Annotated in this window: 18 protein-coding genes; 5 read left to right on the top strand and 13 right to left on the bottom strand. The window is 72.2% G+C overall.

Annotation, left to right across the window (positions count from 1 at the left end; genetic code table 11):
• Nucleotides 1–119: 119 nt before the first annotated feature.
• On the top strand, nucleotides 120–1,067 hold the full coding sequence (locus tag AB0G28_RS19595) for a 5'-3' exonuclease (RefSeq protein ID WP_361090329.1): 948 nt from the start codon (nucleotides 120–122) through the stop codon (nucleotides 1,065–1,067).
• Between the two features lie 82 nt (nucleotides 1,068–1,149).
• On the opposite strand, the gene AB0G28_RS19590 is transcribed toward AB0G28_RS19595, so the two are convergent.
• From AB0G28_RS19590 to AB0G28_RS19575, 4 genes are all read right to left on the bottom strand, one after another.
• Entirely contained in the window at nucleotides 1,150–2,367 is a 1,218-nt protein-coding gene (locus AB0G28_RS19590; RefSeq protein ID WP_361090326.1) for a GNAT family N-acetyltransferase, read from the bottom strand.
• A 42-nt stretch (nucleotides 2,368–2,409) separates the two neighbouring features.
• Nucleotides 2,410–3,603, bottom strand: a complete 1,194-nt coding sequence (locus AB0G28_RS19585; protein ID WP_361090323.1) for a GNAT family N-acetyltransferase — start codon at nucleotides 3,601–3,603, stop codon at nucleotides 2,410–2,412.
• 69 nt (nucleotides 3,604–3,672) lie between these two features.
• Nucleotides 3,673–4,434 (bottom strand): DUF4333 domain-containing protein, encoded by a 762-nt coding sequence (locus tag AB0G28_RS19580; protein WP_361090320.1) that lies wholly within the window; start codon nucleotides 4,432–4,434, stop codon nucleotides 3,673–3,675.
• A 159-nt stretch (nucleotides 4,435–4,593) separates the two neighbouring features.
• The gene (locus AB0G28_RS19575; protein ID WP_361090317.1) at nucleotides 4,594–7,425 is read right to left on the bottom strand and encodes a DEAD/DEAH box helicase; all 2,832 of its coding nucleotides are present in this window, start codon (nucleotides 7,423–7,425) and stop codon (nucleotides 4,594–4,596) included.
• A gap of 321 nt (nucleotides 7,426–7,746) precedes the next feature.
• Between AB0G28_RS19575 and AB0G28_RS19570 the strand changes: the two genes are divergently transcribed.
• Complete coding sequence (locus AB0G28_RS19570; RefSeq protein WP_361090314.1) at nucleotides 7,747–8,193, top strand: hypothetical protein; 447 nt, start codon at nucleotides 7,747–7,749, stop codon at nucleotides 8,191–8,193.
• On the opposite strand, the gene AB0G28_RS19565 is transcribed toward AB0G28_RS19570, so the two are convergent.
• From AB0G28_RS19565 to AB0G28_RS19535, 7 genes are all read right to left on the bottom strand, one after another.
• A complete protein-coding gene (locus tag AB0G28_RS19565; RefSeq protein ID WP_361090311.1) occupies nucleotides 8,190–9,071 on the bottom strand; it encodes a YegS/Rv2252/BmrU family lipid kinase in 882 nt (293 codons plus the stop codon). The genes AB0G28_RS19570 and AB0G28_RS19565 overlap by 4 nt on opposite strands.
• Complete coding sequence (gene tatC / locus AB0G28_RS19560; protein WP_361090308.1) at nucleotides 9,071–10,042, bottom strand: twin-arginine translocase subunit TatC; 972 nt, start codon at nucleotides 10,040–10,042, stop codon at nucleotides 9,071–9,073. The genes AB0G28_RS19565 and tatC overlap by 1 nt, the downstream gene beginning before the upstream one ends.
• A gap of 89 nt (nucleotides 10,043–10,131) precedes the next feature.
• Nucleotides 10,132–10,461: a Sec-independent protein translocase subunit TatA gene (tatA, locus tag AB0G28_RS19555; protein ID WP_361090305.1), complete on the bottom strand. Its 330-nt coding sequence runs from the start codon at nucleotides 10,459–10,461 to the stop codon at nucleotides 10,132–10,134.
• 31 nt (nucleotides 10,462–10,492) lie between these two features.
• Nucleotides 10,493–10,705, bottom strand: a complete 213-nt coding sequence (locus AB0G28_RS19550) for a bacteriophage holin (protein WP_361090302.1) — start codon at nucleotides 10,703–10,705, stop codon at nucleotides 10,493–10,495.
• Between the two features lie 9 nt (nucleotides 10,706–10,714).
• Complete coding sequence (locus tag AB0G28_RS19545; protein ID WP_361090299.1) at nucleotides 10,715–11,695, bottom strand: WYL domain-containing protein; 981 nt, start codon at nucleotides 11,693–11,695, stop codon at nucleotides 10,715–10,717.
• A complete protein-coding gene (locus AB0G28_RS19540; protein ID WP_361090296.1) occupies nucleotides 11,692–12,675 on the bottom strand; it encodes a WYL domain-containing protein in 984 nt (327 codons plus the stop codon). Before AB0G28_RS19540 ends, AB0G28_RS19545 begins: the two co-directional genes overlap by 4 nt.
• A gap of 10 nt (nucleotides 12,676–12,685) precedes the next feature.
• Nucleotides 12,686–13,117, bottom strand: coding sequence for a helix-turn-helix domain-containing protein (locus AB0G28_RS19535; protein ID WP_361090293.1), 432 nt, complete (start codon nucleotides 13,115–13,117; stop codon nucleotides 12,686–12,688).
• A gap of 105 nt (nucleotides 13,118–13,222) precedes the next feature.
• Between AB0G28_RS19535 and AB0G28_RS19530 the strand changes: the two genes are divergently transcribed.
• Nucleotides 13,223–14,143 (top strand): NADP-dependent oxidoreductase, encoded by a 921-nt coding sequence (locus AB0G28_RS19530; protein ID WP_361090290.1) that lies wholly within the window; start codon nucleotides 13,223–13,225, stop codon nucleotides 14,141–14,143.
• A gap of 299 nt (nucleotides 14,144–14,442) precedes the next feature.
• Complete coding sequence (locus AB0G28_RS19525; RefSeq protein ID WP_361090287.1) at nucleotides 14,443–15,141, top strand: SDR family oxidoreductase; 699 nt, start codon at nucleotides 14,443–14,445, stop codon at nucleotides 15,139–15,141.
• On the opposite strand, the gene AB0G28_RS19520 is transcribed toward AB0G28_RS19525, so the two are convergent.
• Nucleotides 15,138–16,166 (bottom strand): oxidoreductase, encoded by a 1,029-nt coding sequence (locus tag AB0G28_RS19520; RefSeq protein WP_361090284.1) that lies wholly within the window; start codon nucleotides 16,164–16,166, stop codon nucleotides 15,138–15,140. The genes AB0G28_RS19525 and AB0G28_RS19520 overlap by 4 nt on opposite strands.
• 109 nt (nucleotides 16,167–16,275) lie before the next feature.
• Nucleotides 16,276–17,634 carry a Pup--protein ligase gene (pafA, locus tag AB0G28_RS19515; protein ID WP_361090281.1) on the bottom strand — a complete coding sequence of 453 codons (1,359 nt, stop codon included), beginning with the start codon at nucleotides 17,632–17,634 and terminating at the stop codon, nucleotides 16,276–16,278.
• Nucleotides 17,635–17,777: 143 nt separating this feature from the next.
• Between pafA and AB0G28_RS19510 the strand changes: the two genes are divergently transcribed.
• Nucleotides 17,778–19,259, top strand: coding sequence for a phosphatase PAP2 family protein (locus AB0G28_RS19510; RefSeq protein ID WP_361090278.1), 1,482 nt, complete (start codon nucleotides 17,778–17,780; stop codon nucleotides 19,257–19,259).
• Nucleotides 19,260–19,264 lie beyond the last annotated feature (5 nt).

The raw sequence follows: 19,264 nt of genomic DNA, 5'->3' as shown, positions 1-19,264 counted from the left end.
CGCGAATGAGTCATCGGGGACCTCGCAAGTCCCGAATGACTCATTCGCGACACCGGCCGGCCGCCCCCGGCGGTGCGTCGCGCCCCCACGGGCGTCGGTGGGCGTGGCAGGCTGTGCGGGTGACCGGATCCCTTGCCCTGCTCGACTCCGCGAGCCTGTACTTCCGTTCGTTCTTCGCCCTGCCCGACTCGATGCGCGCCGCGGACGGGACACAGGTGAACGCCGTGCGCGGGTTCGCCGACACGATCGCCCGCATCCTCACCGACCGGCGCCCGGCCCGGCTCGTGTGCTGCCTGGACGCGGACTGGCGGCCGAAGTTCCGCACCGACCTGCTGCCGAGCTACAAGGCGCACCGGGTGGCCGAGGAGACGAGCAGCGGCCCGGACGTCGAAGAGGTCCCCGACACCCTCACCCCGCAGGTGCCGATCATCCTCGACGTGCTGGAGGCGTTCGGGTTCGCCACCGCGGAAGCGGCCGGCTACGAGGCCGACGACGTCATCGGCGCGCTGACGCACCGCGAGAAGACCGACCCGGTCGAGGTGATCACCGGTGACCGGGACCTGTTCCAGCTGGTGCGCACCGAGCCGTCGCCGGCGTCGGTGATCTACGTCGGCAAAGGCTGGGCCAAGGCCGAGGTGCTGGGCCCGGCCGAGATCGCCGAGCGCTACGCCCTCCCCCGCGAGACCGCCGGACCGGCCTACGCGGACATGGCGGCCCTGCGCGGCGACCCCTCCGACGGGCTGCCCGGCGTCGCCGGGATCGGCGAGAAGACCGCGGCGAAGCTGATCACGCAGTTCGGGTCGCTCGAGGGCCTGCTGGAAGCCTCCTCGGCCGGGGACTCGCGGGTGCCGCTGAAGACCCGGCTGCGGCTGTCGGAAGCCGCCGACTACCTCGCCGTCGCCCCGACCGTGGTCAAGGTCGCCGTCGACGCCCCGGTGGAACAGTCCCGCCCCGACACCGTGCCGGCCACCCCGGCCGACCCGGAGCGGGTCGCCGAACTGGCCGAGCGGTGGAACCTCGGCAACTCGATCGAGCGCCTGCTGAAGGCCCTGCCCGGCGCCGGCTGAGTCCCGGCAGCTCGTCCGGCGTCTTGAACGACTCGTTCCTGTCATCCGACGACAGGAACGAGTCGTTCAAGACAACCGGCACCTAGAAGTGCGTGCCGCACCACGGCGCGGTGACCGTGGTGAACAGCTCGTCCGCCCGGGCCACGGCCGCCTCGTCACGGACTTCGATCCGGCCGGCGTGCGCCAGCGCGGTGACGCTCCACTGCCCGAGGTAGAGCATGCCGAGGGTGTCCACGTCGAGGGCCAGGCCCGCGGCCGCGTCGGTGCGCCGGACGCCGTCCGGGCCGACCTCGTAGTGCCCGGTGTTGGCCGGCAGCGTCCGGTCGGCCACCGCGAGCACCACGGCCCCGGCCGCGCGGTAGGTGCGGGCGCCGAGCGCGGCCTCGACGTCGACCGGACGCAGCCACAGGTCGTCCTCGACGGCGAGGGTGGCGGCGTGCCGGTGGTCGGTCAGCATCACCGCGAGGGGCTCGTCGACCGGCCGGTGCCGCGCGTGCACGCCGGAGACCAGGTCGACCGAAAGCAGGAACCGCCAGAGCCCGGCCAGCGCGGCCGGGCCTGCGCCGTGCAGGTCGTGGACCTTCAGCACGGCACCTTCGTCCGGGGAGTCGAGCGACCGGCGGCTGATCGTGTCGTACACGACGAAACCGTCGTCACCATCGGGTCCACTGTGGACGGCAACGAGATGGGAGGCGTCCGGGCCCGCGTAGTGCGCATGCCCGACCGGCCACCACAGGTCCGGACGCCCGATCATGCCCGGCCGGTGCAACCCGACACGCTCATACAGCGCGGGAAGCTCCTTCACCGCCTCCTCGGACGTGAGCATCCGGACCTCACCGACGGCCGGGACGCGCTCGTGCAAGCGCGCCGCCGGCCGCGCCACCCGCAGGGTCTTGCCGAGCGCGGCCGAGCCGTACCCGAACCGGCCGTAGATCGTCGGTTCACTGGCGTGCAGCACGGCCAACGGCACCCCGCGCACGGCGAAGTCCCCCAGCTGGGTGGCCATCATCGCGCTGAGCACCCCGCGCCGGGTCCGGTCGGCCCGCACACCGACGCCGTCCACCGCCGCGACCGGCACGGCCTGCCCACCGGGCACGGCGATCTCGGTGTCGAACGAGCTGACGACCCCGATCGGAGTGCGGCCGTCGAACGCGCCGAACTTGTGCGTGGCGGGCCACGCCTCCCCAGTCCGGGACCAGGCGTCGTCGCTGATCCGCGGGGCGTGCAGCGACCGGCGCAGCACGTCCAGCGTGCCGCGGCGCTCGTCTTCGGTGATCGGGCGGACGTCCAAGGCGCTCATCCCCCCGATCTTGCCGCCCGCCACCGGAACGGGCACCCGGTTTTAGAAGTAAGTACCGCTCCAGGACGCGACACGGGTGCCGAACAGCACGTCCGCGGCCGCCGGAGCGGCCGGGTCATGCACCTCGATCCGGCCCGCGTCGGCCAGCGCCGAAACCCGCCAGGTACCGAAGTAGGCCATGGCGAGCGTGGTGACGTCGAGGCGCAACGCGGCAGGCTCGTCAGTCCGCTCGGCACCATCCGACGTGACCCGGTAGGCACCGCTGTTGCCGGGCAGCAACGGGTCGGCCACCTCCAGGACAACCGCGTCGGCGTGCCCGTACGAGCGGGCGGCCAGCGCCTTCGGGACGTCGACGAGCCGGATCCAATGCTCGTCGGCGACCCGCTCGACGGAGGCGTGGCGGTGGTCGGCGAGGAGCAGCTCGATCGGCTCGTCGAGCGCGCGTTCCTCCGCCACGACCCGGTCCACCAGATCGACACCCAGCAGGAACCGCCACAACCCGGCGAACGCCGCCGGGGAACCGGCGAACAGGTCCGTCACCTCCAGCTTCGACTGACCGTGCCCGCCTTCGACGAAGTACCGGACAAACCCGTCGGGCCCGTCCGGACCGTGGTGCACCACCGTCTTCATCGGCTGCGTCCGGCGGCGCGCCTGGGTCTCGTACAGCCGCCACAGCACCTCCGGACGGGTCATGCCCCCTGGCCGATGCCGCAGACGGTCGTAGACACCCGGGCAGACCTCGAAAGCCCGGTCGATCTCCAGCAGCTCGATCTCACCGCCCGCCGGCACGTCCGGGCGCAACCGCGCCCGATACCGGTCGACGGCGTACGTGCGGCACCGCGTCGCCAAGCCATAACCGAACCGGCCGTAGATGCCGGCTTCGGAAGCGAGCAGGTTCGCGAACACCACCCCACGAGCGGCGAAGTCCTCCAGCTGCGCCGTCATCAACGCCCGCAAGATCCCACGCCGGGTCCGGTCGGCACGAACGCCGACACTGGTCACACCCGCCATCGGCAGCCGCGCCCCACCGGGAACGGTCAGCTCCGCGTCGAAGAACCGCGCCGTGCCGACGAACTCGGGATCGAACGCCCCGATCGCCCCACCCGGCTGGTACGCCCGGGCCGAGCGCTCCCACTCGGTGTCGTCGGCGGGCGGAAAGTGCACGGTGCCGCGGAACAAGTCACTCGCGGCGCGGTGCTCGTCGGTGGCCAGCGTCCGGATCTCGAAGTCGCTCATCCCCGGATCATCTCCGGAGACGACGAGGTCCGGCCACCGGAATTCCCGGCGGCCGGACCTGGAGTCACGTCACTTGGAAGCGGGCGGGGAAACCTCGTAGTTGCCGCCGTCGCCCTTCACCGTGATCGGCACCTGCTGCTGCTTGCCGGCGATCGTCGCGGTGCACTCGAACTTCGCCCCGTCCTCGACCTTCTGCTCGGCCGGGCACGTGACGGCGGTGACACCGTCGATCTTGTAGGTCTCGGTGAGCAGCTTCTGGACGTCAGTCTGCATCTGCGTGTTGTTGAACACCTGCGTCTTGAAGAACCCGGGCGCCACGAAACCCAGCACCCCGACCACCGCGAGCACCACGACCAGCGCGAGGACCCCGATCAACAGGCCCTTCTTCGACTTCGCCGGCTGCTCCCCCTCCGGCGCGCCCTGCCCCGGGAACTGCTGCTGGCCGTAGTCGTACTGACCCTGCTGCGGCTGCCCGTACTGCGGCTGCGCCTGGGGACCACTCTGCGGATACTGCCCGCCGGCCGGCTGACCGTACTGCGGCTGCGCCTGCGGCCCGCTCTGCGGATACCCCGGCTGCTGCTGACCGTACGGCGGGGGCTGCTGGCCCCACTGCGGCTGCTGCGGCGGGCTGTACCCACCCGGCTGCTGACCCCATTGCTGCGGCTGCTGGGGCTGCTGCGGCTGGCCCCACTGCTGCTGGTTCGGGTCGTAGGAAGGCGGCTGCTGACCCCACTGGGGCTGTTCCTGCTGGCCGCTCGGCGGGTACGCGCCGCCCGGCTGCTGCCCGTACTGGGGCTGCTGTGGGTCGTTGCCGCCATACGGCGTGCTCATCGTCTGCCTCCGCCTGCTTCGATCATGTCGCTGTCCACCCCGAAACCGCCGTCGTGCCGCATACGCACGGTGTCGAGGGCGATCCAACCACAGGTCGGACCCGAGCACACGTGTCCACGCTCACCCCGTCCGCCGTCCGGAGCAGGGCTTACACGAAGTTCACGCCGCTCCAGCGGCCACGACACCCCGGCGCAGCGCCTTCACCGCGTCCGCGGCCGCCGCCCCGACCGGATCACCCTTCCCGAGCACGTCCCGGATCTGGTCGAGCAGGTCGATCACCTGCCGTGACCACCGCACGAAGTCACCCGCCGACAGCTCCTGACCGTTCGCCTCGGCCGCCGTGAGCACCTTCTCCAAGGATTCACCCCGGGCCCACCGATAAACCGGCCACGCGAACCCGGCATCGGGCTCCCGCGTCCGGTCCAGCCGGTGCCGCCGCTCGTCCTCGGTCAGCTCCACCCACAACCGCGCCGTCTCCTGCCACGCCTCCGGCACCGCACCACCCGGCAACCGCGGCTCACCCGCGGTGTCCCGGCGCGCCTCGAACACCAGCGTCGACACCACCGCGGCCAGCTCCGCCGGATTCAGCTTCCGCCACACCCCGTGCCGGATGCACTCCGCCGCCAGCAGATCCGACTCGCTGTACAGCCGCGTCAGCCGCCTCCCGTGCTCGGTGACCCGATCCTCACCATCCCCGGCCGACTCCGGCCCCGATCCATCCATGCCCCCGCCACCACCCTCAACGGAGGCGCTTCGCGCCGCTGCCAGATATCCGCGCTCACCCAAAAGAGCCAGGATCCGGTCGAACGCCCGCGCCAGCGAGTGCGTCGTCGCGGCCACCTTCCGCTCCAGCTGCTGCGTCTCCGCCGCCAGCCGCTGATACCGCTCGACCCACCGCAGGTTCGCCTCCCGCTCGGCCAGCCCGTGACACGGATGCGCCCGCAACGCCCGCCGCAACGCCGCCAGCTCACCGTCCTCGTTCGCCCCGGACCGCCGCTTCTGCTTGCCCGGCAACGAAATCCCGGCATTCCGCAACGTCGAAGCGATGTCCCGACGCGTCTTCGGCGACCGCAGCTCCACGTGCTTCGGCAGCTTGATCCGGCCCAGCGCCTCCACCGGCGCCGGGAAGTCCGCCACCGACAACGGCCCCGACCAGCGATCCTCCGTCACCACCACCGGCCGCGGCTCCCGGATCGGATCCAGCCCCGGGTCGACGACCACCGCGAGCCCCGCCCGCCGCCCCGCCGGCACCGCGATCACATCGCCCTTCCGCAGCTTCTCCAGCGACTCCGCCGTCCCCGCCCGCCGCACCGCGGTGTTCTGCCGCGACAACGCCTTCTCCCGCGCCGAAATCTTCGCCCGCAGCTCGACGTACTCCAGCATCTCGTCGAAATCCCCGGTCACCGCGGCCGCATAGCCCTTCAGGGCCTCCTTGTTCCGCTCGATCCGGCGCGCCGTACCGACCACCGACCGGTCCGCCTGGAACTGCGCGAACGACTGCTCCAGCAGCTCACGCGCCTCCGCCGCGCCGACCTGCGCGACCAGGTTCACCGCCATGTTGTACCCCGGCCGGAACGACGACCGCAGCGGATACGTCCGCGTCGACGCCAGCCCCGCCACCTGCTTCGGATCCACCCCCGGCTGCCACGCCACGACGGCGTGCCCCTCGACGTCGATCCCCCGCCGCCCGGCCCGCCCGGTCAGCTGCGTGTACTCCCCCGGCGTCAGGTCCACGTGCGCCTCGCCGTTGTACTTCACCAGCCGTTCCAGCACGACCGTCCGAGCCGGCATGTTGATCCCCAGCGCCAGCGTCTCGGTCGCGAACACGACCTTCACCAGCCCCCGGACGAACAGCTCCTCGACCGTCTCCTTGAACGCCGGCAGCAACCCGGCGTGGTGCCCGGCGATCCCGCGCTCCAAAGCCTCCCGCCACTCCCAGTAACCCAGCACGCCGAGGTCACCCTCGGGCAGGTCGGCCGTGCGCTCCTCGATCACCCGGCGGATCTCCTCGACCTCACCCGGCCCGTTCAGCCGCAACCCCGACCGCACGCACTGCGCCACCGCCGCATCGCACCCGGCCCGCGAAAAGATGAACACGATCGCCGGCAGCAACCCCGCCCGGTCCAGCTGCTCGACCACGTCCACCCGCGACGGCGGCCGGAACCGCGGCATCCGCGCCGGCACCCCCCGCCGCCCACGCGGGCCGCGGAAACCCGCGGGCGCGTACTGGCGGCCGATCTCCTCGGTACGGCGCAGCAAGGTCGGGTTGATCCGCAGCTCGGTGCCCGGCGTGTGGACGTCCTCGCCGGCGAACAGGTCCAGCAGGCGGTTCCCGACGAGCATGTGCTGCCACAACGGCACCGGCCGGTGCTCGTCGACGACCACGGTCGTGTCCCCGCGCACCTCGACCAGCCACTCGCCGAACTCCTCGGCGTTGCTGACCGTGGCCGACAACCCCACCACGCGGACGTGCTCGGGCAGGTGCAGGATCACCTCCTCCCAGACCGCCCCCCGGAACCGGTCGGCGAGGTAGTGCACCTCGTCCATGACCACGTACCCGAGATCGGTGATGGTGGAGGAACCGGCGTAGAGCATGTTGCGCAGCACCTCGGTGGTCATCACGACCACCTGGGCGTTCCCGTTGATCGAGGTGTCCCCCGTCAGCAGGCCGACGGCGTCGGTGCCGTACCGGGCGACCAGGTCGGCGTACTTCTGGTTCGACAACGCCTTGATCGGCGTCGTGTAGAAGCACTTGCGGCCCTCGGCCAGCGCAAGGTGCACGGCGAACTCGCCCACCACGGTCTTACCCGCCCCGGTGGGCGCGCAGACGAGCACGCCGTGACCGCCCTCGAGCGCCTCGCACCCGCGGATCTGGAACTCGTCGAACTCGAAGGACGCCTCCGCGGCGAAGCGGGTCAGCTGGGGGTACTTCCCGCGGCGCGTGGAGGCCGCATAGGCCTCGGCCGGGGAGGGAGAAGGGCTACTGGCCACCTCGTCAGGGTTTCACATCCCCCCGGCAGTCCGCACGCCGCGTGACCGACGGCGTGGCTCGCCCGGTCCGTGCTTCTTTTCAGCCGCGACCCGGCAACTTGTTGATCAAGAAAATTGGCCCGGCGTATAGGTCATTATACACTTTGCTGTTCCCGGAACCGGGTTGTGGTGGGGTGCGTCGGATGCGGCATGACGGAGCCGTGTCCGGGTTGTGGGCTGCTGGATCGGGTGCAGCGGGTGCCTGCGGTGTATCAGGGTGGTCACTCGTTTTACCGGGGTCAGGGCGCGTCGGTGGTCGTGCCGGCCGGTGAGGGTGTGGTGGTGTCCACGAGTGGCCAGGTGAGCGGGGTGTCGGTGTCCGCGGTCGCGCGGGCGCTGGATCCCTTCCCTCCCCCGCGCCGCCGTGGTGGCCTGTTGGTGGCGGTGGTCGTGCTGGTGCTGGTCGGGAGTTGTTTTCTGCTGTTGCCGTTGGCGGCGTTCGACGATCCTCCGCCTGGGGGCGCGGGGTCGAAGGTGGTCGGCGTCGCGGTTGTCTCGTTGCCCGCGTTGTGCGTGTACGTCGCGGCCGGGGTGCTGGTCTGGTTGTACGTGCGGCGGGTGCGGGCGGATCGGCGGCAGCGGCGTGGGGTGCCGGCGGCGCGGCAGGTGTGGGAGCAGGGCTGGTTCTGCCATCGCTGCGGCGGTGTGTACTTCGCCGATGCGGGACGGCTGCTGACGCCGGCGCATTTCCGCCAGCTGGTGGCGCGGGCGGGCGGGTACGAGCGTTAGGCCAGGACCGTCAGGGCGTTGGGGACGCAGCTGACCGTCACCGGGACGCTTCCCTGCGGCTCGCCGTCGGCGTAGGCGGGCCAGGAGTTGCCGGAGAGGGTCACCTCGCGGGCGCGGAGGGTGCGGACCGCCGGGTGGGTGAGGTGTTTGCCGGTGCGGAGGCCGGGGAGCAGGCGGATGAGGGCGCGGCGGGTGGCGTGGCCGATGACGGTGACGTCGAAGACGCCGTCCTCGGGGTCGGCCGTGGGGCAGATCGGGACGCCGCCGCCGTAGAAGGGGGTGTTGCCGATCGCGACGAGGGTGGCGTCGAGCTCGAGGCGTTCGGTGCCGGTGTCGATGACGACCGGGCGGGGGCGGAGCGCCACCAGTTCGGCGAGGATCGCCAGGTCGTAGCGGCGTGGCCCGGACGGCCAGCGCATCCGGTTGGCGCGTTCGTTGACGCTCGCGTCGAAGCCCGCGCACAGTACCGTGGCGAACCAGGTGTCGGCGGCGCGGCCGAGGTCGATCCGCCGCCGGGCGCCCGAGCGCAGGGCGGCCACCAGTGCGTCGACGGCGGGCAGCGGCTCGCCGGGGACGCCGAGGGCGCGGGCGAAGTCGTTGCCGGTGCCCGCCGGGACGAGGCCGAGCGCGACGTCGTGGTTCGCGCAGAACTGGACGCCCTGGTGGGCGGCGCCGTCGCCGCCGAGCACGATCAGGACGTCGAGGCCGGCGTGGTGGGAGGTCCGCATCAGCGCGCGGGACTCCTCGACGGAGTGGGCGACCAGGACGTCGAGGCGGTCCACGGCGGCGCGCAGCCGCTCGGCGACGGTGTCGGCGATCCGGGCGGCCGCGCCGTGCCCCGACGCCGGGTGGACGGCGAGCGCGGCGTGGATCCCCACTAGGTGACGTCGTCGGTGCTCGAGCGGCCGCCGGACGCGGTCGGGGTGGACGGCTCGTCGTCGATCGTGCTGGGCGTGTAGTCGAACGGCGCGGCCTCGTCGTCGGCGAGCTGGTCCCAGCCCTCGTCCTGGCGCTCGCGGTCCTTCTTGCGGTCGTGGATCCGCGCGATCTGGACGGCGATCTCGAACAGCACCGTCAGCGCGCCGGCCAGGCCGAGCATCGAGAACGGGTCGGAACCCGGGGTCGCGAAGGCGGCGAAGACGAACAGGGCGAACACGATGCCGCGACGCCACTTCTTCAGCTGCCGGTACTTCACGACGCCGACCCGGTTGAGCATCACCACCAGCAGCGGCAGTTCGAAGCTGATCCCGAAGATGATCAGCAGCGACAGCATGAAGGAGATGTACTTGTCCGCCGTCAGCGCGGTGATGAACTCGCCCTGGCCGAACCCCATGAGCAGCTGCAGCGCGTGCGGGAACAGGATGTAGGCCAGGACGGCGCCGCCGGCGAACAGCACCGACGCGAACCCGACGAACGTCAGCGCGTACTTGCGTTCCTTGGAGTACAGGCCGGGGGCGATGAAGGCCCAGATCTGGTACAGCCACACCGGCGAGAACAGCACCGCGCCGGCGGCGAGGCCGACCTTCAGCTGGATCATGAACGCTTCGAACGGCACGGTCTGCAGCAGCTGGCAGCCCTGGGCGCCGTTGAGCCGCCGCTCCGGCGGGATGGCGCAGTAGGGGTCCTTGATGATCTCGCCGAGCGACGGGATCACGCCCACCTTCGTGCTGAACCAGAAGAACCCGAGGATGCCGCCGATCACGACCGCGAGCAGCGCGAAGCCCAGGCGGCGGCGGAACTCGTAGATGTGCTCGATGAGCGTCATCGTGCCGTCGGGGTTGGCGCGACGGCTGCGCCTGCGCCGCTTCGACCGGCGGCTGTCACCGTTTCCGGAGGCGGATTCCGCCACGGGTTGTTCCGTTCTCGTCGGAGCCCACCGGAGCGCGCCGGCTGGGGCGCGCTCCGTGGACCAGGGACCGGGTGTGGCCTACTTGCCGCTCAGCTGGCGTTCTTTTGCGGCTGGTTCTGCGTCTGGTCGGCGGCCTGCTGCTTCTTGAGCTCGTCGAGCTGCCGCTGCAGGTCGGCGACCTGCTGGTCGGTCGTGGCCGCGGGGGCGGGCGTCGCCGGGATCTGCTTGGTCTCGACGGGCTCGGCGTCCTCGTGCGAGGCGCTCTTGTCGCCCGCGAGGTCCTTGGTCTCGGCCTTGAAGATCTTCATGGACTTGCCGATCGACCGCGCCGCATCGGGAAGCCGCTTGGCCCCGAACAGCAGCACGACGAGCAGCACCAAGATGATCAAATGCCATCCTTGCAATCCGTTGGCGAACAAGATGGCCTCCTATCTGCGTCTGGTAGGGATGTTACTGGTTTTCCGGTTTCCGGCGGCGCTGCTCGAACGCGACGCGCAGCGCTGCCGTCCGGGCGCGGATCAACCCCGCCCGGTCCTGGGTGTTCGTAGCCACCATGCTTGCGGTCTGCTTGAAACCACGCAAGACCCGGGTGGTCCGCACCAGCAGGACGACGAGGAGCAGCAGTCCCGCCGCGGCGAGGACGATGGTGGGCAGGTAGGGCACTCGACCAGCCTAGTGGTCGCAGGTTGACGGAAGGTGACGGGCTCGGGCCACGGCGCCGGCGGCCCGGCGACCGACGTCGGACGCGAGGTCGGCCGGGCTCTCCACCAGCGCTTCTCCGCCCAGCCCCAGGACGAGGCGCACCATCCAGGACTGGTCGGCGTAGCGCATCCGGATCCGCAGCCGTCCCCCGTCGAGCTCGTCGAGCTCCTCGCACGGGTAGTACTCGGCTACCCAGCGTGCGTCCGGGTCGAGGACCAGGACCGCCTCCCGCTGGTCGGGACGTTCGCGGAAAACGCCCTCGGAGATGTCGGTGGGGTGGGCGTGGGCGGGCGGCCGGGACGGCTCGTCGAGGACCGTCAGCTCGTCGATCCGGTCGAGCCGGAACAGCCGGACGCCTTCGGCGCGGCGGCACCAGGCCTCGAGGTAGCCGACCGCCTGGACGATCAGCAGCCGCATCGGGTCGACCGTGCGCTCGGTGATCTGGTCCTTGGAGGCGGTGTAGTAGCGGATCCGCAGCGCCCGCCCGTCCCGCAGGGCCCGGGCGACCTCCTCGCGGGTCCGCGCGGTCTTCTTGCCTTCGCGCACTCCCCCGCCGACGACCACGCCGGCGGGCTGGGCCTGCCCGGCGGCGGCTTCGATCTTGGCGATGGAGCGGCGGACGGCGTCGCCGTCGACCACGCCCGGCGTTTCGGCCAGCGCGCGCAGGGCCACCAGCAGCGCGGTCGCCTCGCCGCCGGTGAGGCGCAGCGGGCGGTTCATCCCGGCGTCGTGGGTGACGACGATCGTGTCGCCTTCGAAGGACAGGTCGATCAGGTCGCCCGGGCCGTAGCCGGGCAGCCCGCACATCCACAGCAGCTCGAGGTCCTTGCGCAGCTGTTTCGGCGTGACGTCGAAGTCCTGCGCCGCGTCGTCGATGCGGATGCCCGGGCGCGCCAGCAGGTAGGGCACCAGCGCGAGCAGCCTCGGCATCCGGTCGGTGGAGGCGCTCACCGGCCGCTCCCCTGCCGGGCCACGACGGCTTCGAGCCGGTCCTGGACGGTCTTGGCCAGCACGTCGGGTTCGAGCACGACGACGTCGGGGCCCTGCGCGGTGATCCAGTCGGCCGCCGACTCCGGGAAGTAGAGCCCGATCTCGACGAGGTCGCCTTCTTCGCCGTCGACGGTGTACCGGCCGACGACGGTGCCGCGGCGGCGGACCCCGGCGGCCCGGCCGTCGGCGACCCACAGCCGGGCGGTGGTCACCGGCGACTGCTCGGCGTCGCCGGTCGCCGTGACGAGCTTCAGCAGGTTGACGCCTTCGGGCCGGTGGACCTCGCCGGGTTTCCCGACGGTGCGGACCTGGCCGGTGACCCGCGAGAGGCGGAAGCAGCGGGTGGCCCCGCGGTCGCGGTCGTGCCCGACGACGTACCAGCGGCCCTTCCACGACACCACGCCCCACGGTTCGAGGGTGCGCATGATCCGCTCGGGCGAGCCGCTGCGGCGGTATTCGAACCGCACCGCCTGGCCGTTCTGGACCGCGGCCAGCAGCGGCCCGAACGCCGGCTCCGCGCGCACGCGCGGCTCGACGACGGTGGGCGCCTGGTCGTCGACCTCCAGGCCGGCGGCGCGCAGCTTCACGAGCGCGCCGTGGGCCTGCCCGGTCAGCTCCGGGGAGTCCCACAGCCGGGACGCCAGCGCGACCGCGGCGGCTTCGTCCGGGGCGAGGTCGATCTCGCCGAGCTCGTAGTCGCGGCGGGCGATGCGGTAGCCCTCGATGGCGTCGAAGGCCGAGTTGCGGCCGGTCTCGAGCGGGATGCCGAGCTCCCGCAGCTCGGTCTTGTCCCGCTCGAACGTCCGGAAGAAGGCGTCGTCGCTGGCCGCGTCGCCGTAGCCGGGCACGATGCCGCGGATCCGCTCGGCAGTGAGGTACTGCCGGGTGGACAGGAGGGCCAGCACCAGATTGACCAGCCGTTCGGCGCGTGCGGTGGACACCCGGTAGAGCCTAGCCCGAGCCGCCCGGCTCGATCGTGAGGTCCGGTGTACGCGCGTCGTAGTCGGCGCGGGCGGCGTCGACGGCGTCGAAGTTGGCCTCCGCCCAGTCCTTGAACCCGGCCACCAGCGCGCGCAGGGATTCCCCCAGCGGCGTAAGGGAATAGTCGACGCGGACGGGTACCGAGGGGGTGACCTCGCGGTGGATGAGACCGTCCCGTTCCAGCACCCTCAGGGTCTGGGTGAGCATCTTCTGGCTGACCCCGGCGATGCGCCGCGAAAGGTCGCTGTAGCGCCGCGGGCCGTCACCGAGCGCGACGAGGACGAGGCTGACCCACTTGCCGGCGATCTCGTCCAGGAGCTTCCGCGTGGGACAGGCCGCGAGATAGGCGTCGTAGGCGGCTTTTTCGGCCTGCCGCCGCTGTTCCGCCGTGCGCGTGGGCACCGGGCGTACCTCCTGGTGGGGTGGGCACCTGCGAGTGCGTACTTCCCGCTGGAGAGTAGCTCCCCGTACGTTCGCGGGGAAGGTTTTCGGGGAACGGAGGAGCAGATGCGTGCGACGGTGGTCCGCCGGTTCGGCGGTCCGGAGGTCCTGGAGCCCGTCGAGGTGCCGGTGCCGGAGCCCGGTCCGGGCCAGGTGCGGATCCGGGTGGCGGCGGCCGCGGTGAACCCGGTCGACCTCGCCACCCGCGCCGGGATCCTGACGGCGGCCGGGGTGGTTCCGCCGCGCGAGGTGCTCGGCCTGGGCTGGGACGTCGCCGGGGTGGTCGACACCCGTGGCGGGCGTTTCGCCGAGGGCGACGCCGTGATCGGCCTGCGCGACCGGATCGCCACCCCGCTCGGCGCGTACGCGGAGTGGATCGTGCTGGACGCGTCGGCGGTCGCCCCGGCCCCGGCGGGCGTCTCGTTTCCCGAGGCCGCGACGCTGCCGCTCAACGCGCTGACCGCGGCGCAGGCCCTCGATCTGGTGGAAACCACCGGGACCGTGCTCGTGACCGGGGCGGCGGGCGCGGTCGGCGGGTACGCCGTCGCCCTGGCCAAAGTGCGCGGGCTGCGGGTGGTGGCGGTCGCCTCCGCCGCCGACGAAGGGCTGGTGCGGGGGTTCGGCGCGGACGAGTTCGTGCCGCGCGGGCCCGCGCTCGGCGATCGGGTGCGTGCGCTGGTGCCGGGCGGGGTGGACGCGGCCCTGGACCCGGCGCTGCTGGGCCTGGAGGCACTCGACGCGGTCCGCGGGGGCGGGGAGTTGGTCGCGTTCGCGGCGGGTGCCGCGCCGCTGCCGTTGCGCGGGGTGAGGGTGAGCAGCGTCTGGATCAGGGCGGACGGCGAGCGGCTGGCCGAGCTGTCCGGGTTGGCCTCGAAAGGGGTGCTCCCGCTGCGAGTGGCGGAGGTGCTGCCGCTGTCGGAGGCGGCGGCCGCCCACGAGCGCCTGGACGCGGGCGGCCTCCGCGGCCGGCTGGTGCTGACCCCGTAGGCCCGAGCGTCCCAATGCCACATTGGGTGCGTCCAGCGCACCCAATGTGGCGTTCGGTGCGCCCCAACGCACCCAATGTGGCGTTCGGTGCGCCCCAACGCACCCAATGTGGCGTTCGGTGCGCCCAACGCACCCAATGTGGCATTGGGTGCGCCCAACGCACCCAATGTGGCGTTCGGTGCATCCAACGCACCCAATGTGACATTGGGTGCGCCCAACGCACCCAATGCGGCGTTCGGTGCATCCAACGCACCCAATGTGGCGTTCGGGGCCGCGATCAGCGCACTAGCCTGAGCCGCATGGATGATCGCGTTCTCCTCGTCACCGGTGCCTCCCGCGGTCTCGGCGCCGCGACCGCGCGGCTGGCCGCCGCCTCCGGCTTCAAAGTCGCTCTCGTCGCCCGCAAGGCCCAGTCCGTCGCCGCCCTCGCGGCCGAACTCGGTGAGGACCGGGCCCTCGCCCTGGGCGCCGATGTCGGTGACTGGCCGGAAATCTCGGCCGCCGTCGGGCGGACCGTCGAGCGGTTCGGGCGGCTCGACGCCGCCTTCGCCAACGCCGGGGTCGGGGTCGGGACCTCCTTCTTCGGCGACGACGATCCCGATCCACGGGCCTGGGAAGAGATGGTCCGCACCAACGTCCTCGGCGCGGCCTACACCGCCCGCGCCGCCCTGCCCGCGCTGCGGGAGTCGTCCGGGCACCTGCTGATCACCGGCTCGGTCGCCGGCCGGTACATCCGCAACGCCAGCATGTACTCGGTGACCAAGTGGGCCGTGACCGGGATGGCCGGGGCGATCCGCGAGGAGGCCGTCGGCACCGGTGTGCGCGTCACGCTGATCAACCCCGGCATGACCGACACCGACATCCTCAGCGACGAACAACGCAAGAAGCCCATGCTGCAGCCGGACGACATCGCCCGCGCCGTGCTCTACGCGCTGTCCCAGCCGCCGTCGGTGGACGTCAACGAGATCCTCGTCCGCCCCACCGGCCAAGTGCTCTAGCCGAACCGAAGGTGGGCCACGCGCCCCTGCGCGCCGCTCGCCCAGCAGCTCGTCCCCGCGCAGTCCACCGAGTCGAAGCTGCCGGTGTCGAACGGCGTCCAGTGCCGGCCGCCGTCGGGGCTGTAGTCGCTGCCGCCCGGGCCGACCGCCAGCACCGCGCCGCCGCGCCAGGCCAGCCCGGAGCGGTAGCCGGCCGGGTACTGCGCCGGGGTGTGCCAGGTGCGGCCGCGATCCCGGGTCAGCGCGACCGCGGGGCCGGGTGCGGCCGGGTTCGCGTAGTCGCCGCCGATCGCGATCCCCTGGCCCGGCGTGCGGAAGGCGACCGCGAACACGCCGGCGGACGCGCTGCTCGGCAACGGCGTGTCGGAGACGCTCCAGTGGCGGCCGCCGTCGCCGGAGTGCAGGACGCGGGCCGTCGTGCCGCCGCCGGTGGCCAGCCAGGCGTCGAACGGGCCCGCCGTGGTGACGCACTGACCGCTGGCCGCGAACCCCGCCTCGCCGGGCAGCGCGGGCGGGAAGCCGCTCTCGGGCACCTGGCGCCAGCTGCGGCCGCCGTCGAACGTCGCCTGCACGCGGAACCGGCCGTCGACCGGGTCGCTCATCGCCAGCCCGCGCCACGGGTCGAAGAAGGCCAGGCAGTCGTAGAACGCCGCGGCGTCGGTGTTCTGGAAGGTCTGGCGCCAGTGCGCGCCGCCGTCGTCGGTCCGGTAGACGCGGGAGTCGGTCCCCGAGCCGATGGAGAGGACCACGGCGTGGTCGGCGTCGAACGCCTCGATGTCGCGGAACTGGAGCGACTCGGTCCCGGGCGGGCCGACGGACTGCCAGGTCGCCCCGCCGTCGGTGGTCCGCAGGACGGTGCCTTGCGTCCCGCTGACCCACGCCACCCGGGCGCTGACGGCGGACAGGCCGCGGAACTGGGCGGTGACGCCGGTCGGCGTCGGCTCCCACTTCGGCAGGCGCTCCCCCGCCGACGCGGGCACGGCGACCGACAGCAGCAGGGCGACCACGAGGAGCACGACACGCATGCCGCGATCCTGCCGCACCCCGCACCCGACTTTCGTCGCGTCCCCGGAAACGCCGTGAAGGCCTCCTTCCCGGCTCTTATGGCCGGGAAGGAGGCCTTCACGGACTTCGTCAGAGCGAGCTGATCAGGCGTTCCACGCGTTCGTCGACCGAGCGGAACGGGTCCTTGCACAGGACCGTGCGCTGGGCCTGGTCGTTCAGCTTCAGGTGCACCCAGTCGACCGTGAAGTCGCGGCCCGCGGCCTGGGCGGCGGCGATGAAGTCGCCGCGCAGCTTCGCGCGGGTCGTCTGGGGCGGGGTGTCCTTGGCCGCCTCGATCTCGCCGTCGTCGGTGACGCGGCGGACCAGGCCCTTGCGCTGCAGCAGGTCGAAGATGCCCCGGCCACGGCGGATGTCGTGGTAGGCCAGGTCGAGCTGCGCGATCCGCGGGCTGGACAGGTCGAGGTCGTGCTTGTGCCGGTAGCGCTCGACCAGCCGGTGCTTGATCGCCCAGTCGATCTCGGTGTCGATCTTGGCGAAGTCCTGCTGCTCGACCGCGTCCAGCGCACGGCCCCACAGCTCGACGACGCGCTCGTTCGCCGCCGTCGAGCCGTTGTCCTTGATGTGCTGGACCGCGCGGGCGTGGTACTCGCGCTGGATGTCCAGCGCGGAGGCCTCGCGCCCGCCGGCCAGCCGCACCTGGCGGCGGCCGGTGAGGTCGTGGCTGATCTCGCGGATCGCCCGGATCGGGTTGTCCAGGGTGAAGTCGCGGAACTGGACGCCGGCCTCGATCATCTCGAGCACCAGGTTCGCCGAGCCGACCTTGAGCATGGTCGTCGGCTCGGCCATGTTCGAGTCGCCCACGATGACGTGCAGCCGCCGGTAGCGCTCGGCGTCGGCGTGCGGCTCGTCGCGGGTGTTGATGATGGGCCGCGAGCGCGTGGTCGCGCTCGACACGCCCTCCCAGATGTGCTCGGCACGCTGGGAGAGGCAGTAGACCGCGCCCCGCGGGGTCTGCAGCACCTTGCCGGCGCCGCAGATGAGCTGGCGGGTCACCAGGAACGGCAGGAGCACGTCCGCGATCCGGGAGAACTCCCCCGCCCGGGTCACGAGGTAGTTCTCGTGGCAGCCGTAGGAGTTGCCCGCCGAGTCGGTGTTGTTCTTGAAGAGGAAGATGTCGCCGCCGATGCCTTCGTCGGCGAGCCGCCGTTCGGCGTCGACCAGCAGGTCCTCGAGGATCCGCTCACCGGCCTTGTCGTGTGTGACGAGCTGGACCAGATCGTCACATTCGGCCGTCGCGTACTCGGGGTGCGAGCCGACGTCGAGGTAGAGCCGGGAGCCGTTCGACAGGAACACGTTGGAGGAGCGTCCCCACGACACGACCCGCCTGAACAGGTACCGCGCCACTTCGTCGGGCGAGAGCCTGCGCTGTCCGTGGAAGGTGCACGTGACCCCGAACTCGGTCTCGATGCCAAAGATCCGCCGCTGCATCCCACCAGAGTAGGCGCTGCACCCCCTCCGACGGTGCGCCGTTCGGGCGTCGACACGCCCCCTGTCTGCCACAGACGGTGAAAACTCGCCGAATCAGGCACGATTGGAGCACGGCTCTTGACGGCACGCGGAAGGCGGACCTCTTGGCACACCAGCTCATCCGGACGTTCCGGCGGGTCGGCCGGACCGATCGCGCGCTGATGCGCCGCAGCGCCTCGCTGCCGGCCTCGCGGGCGGACGACGCGCTGATGGCCCTGTCGAGGTCGGCGAACAAGTCCCGCCTGTGGTGGGGCGTCGCCGCGCTGCTGGCCACCCGCAAGGGCGCGACCCGCCGGGGCGCGCTGCGCGGGGTCGTCGCGATCGCCGGGGCGAGCGCCGCCGCCAACCTCGTCGGCAAGCCGCTCTTCCCCCGCCGCCGCCCGGCCGAGGAAGAGGTGCCGGTGCACCGCCGCCTGCGGAAACGGCCCACGTCCTCGTCGTTCCCCTCAGGACACTCCGCGTCCGCGGCCGCTTTCGCGACGGCGGTGACGATGGAGTCGCCCCGCGCCGGTCTCGCCGTCATCCCGGTGGCGCTGGCCGTGGCGTACTCGCGCGTCCACACGGGCGTCCACTGGCCCTCCGACGTCGGTGTCGGACTGGGGATCGGCGTCGGTGTCGGCCTGGCCACCCGGCACTGGTGGCCGCTGCACGACGACGTCCCGGGCCGTACGGCCCACGACGCGGACGCCCCCGAGATGGTCGACGGCGACGACATGCTCGCCGTGGTCAACCCGAACTCCGGGGTGGCCGGGCAGGACCCGACCGAGGACGTCCGCTTCGCCTGGCCCAAGGCCACCCTCCTCTACCCCGACCCCCAGCAGGACCTCCGCGCCCAGCTCGAAGCCGAGATCGACGCCCGCGGCACGGTCCGCGCGCTCGGCGTGGCGGGCGGGGACGGCACCGTCGCCGCCGTCGCGGCGGTCGCCGCCGAACGCGACCTGCCGCTCGCCCTCGTCCCGGCGGGCACGCTCAACCACTTCGCCCGGGACGTCGGCGTCAGCTCCATGCCGGACGCCGACGCGGCGACCGAGGTCGGCAACGCCGTCCGCGTCGACCTGGGCGAAGTCGAGATCTCCGGCGCCGACGGCACCGCCCACCGCTGGTTCGTCAACACCGCCAGCCTGGGCGGCTACCCGGAGATGGTGCGGCTGCGCGAGAAGCTGCAACAGCGGCACCCCAAGTGGCCCTCGGCCGCGATCGCGCTGGCCCGGACGCTGCGGCACGCCAAGCCGCTGACCGTCCGGCTCAACGGCAAGCGCACCCAGGTCTGGCTGCTGTTCGTCGGCAACGGCACGTACGCGCCGAAGGGCTTCGCGCCCAGCCGGCGGCCCGCACTCGACACCGGCCTGCTCGACATCCGCTACCTGCGCGCCGACCTGCCCTACTCCCGCGCCCGGTTCCTGCTCGCGATGATCACCCGCAGCCTCGCCGCCAGCCACGTCTACCACGAGCTGGACCTGCCGGAGCTGGAGGTCGAGCTGCTCGACGGCAACCGCCGCGTCGCCACCGACGGCGAGGTCGGCCCGCTCGGCAACCGGTTCCGCTTCCGGTCGCGCCCCAGCGCCCTCACCCTCTACCGGCTTTAACGGCT

Origin of the sequence: Amycolatopsis sp. NPDC021455, from assembly GCF_040640995.1 — a bacterium.
GTDB lineage: Bacteria > Actinomycetota > Actinomycetes > Mycobacteriales > Pseudonocardiaceae > Amycolatopsis.
This window is presented reverse-complemented; position numbering and strand designations above follow the sequence as displayed.

What these genes read in the sequence shown, in the direction of transcription:
- AB0G28_RS19590 (WP_361090326.1), bottom strand. Translation starts at nt 2,367, where the DNA reads ATGAGCGCCTTGGACGTCCGCCCGATCACCGAAGACGAGCGCCGCGGC.
- AB0G28_RS19585 (WP_361090323.1), bottom strand. Translation starts at nt 3,603, where the DNA reads ATGAGCGACTTCGAGATCCGGACGCTGGCCACCGACGAGCACCGCGCC.
- AB0G28_RS19580 (WP_361090320.1), bottom strand. Translation starts at nt 4,434, where the DNA reads ATGAGCACGCCGTATGGCGGCAACGACCCACAGCAGCCCCAGTACGGG.
- AB0G28_RS19530 (WP_361090290.1), top strand. Translation starts at nt 13,223, where the DNA reads ATGCGTGCGACGGTGGTCCGCCGGTTCGGCGGTCCGGAGGTCCTGGAG.
- AB0G28_RS19525 (WP_361090287.1), top strand. Translation starts at nt 14,443, where the DNA reads ATGGATGATCGCGTTCTCCTCGTCACCGGTGCCTCCCGCGGTCTCGGC.
- AB0G28_RS19520 (WP_361090284.1), bottom strand. Translation starts at nt 16,166, where the DNA reads ATGCGTGTCGTGCTCCTCGTGGTCGCCCTGCTGCTGTCGGTCGCCGTG.
- pafA (WP_361090281.1), bottom strand. Translation starts at nt 17,634, where the DNA reads ATGCAGCGGCGGATCTTTGGCATCGAGACCGAGTTCGGGGTCACGTGC.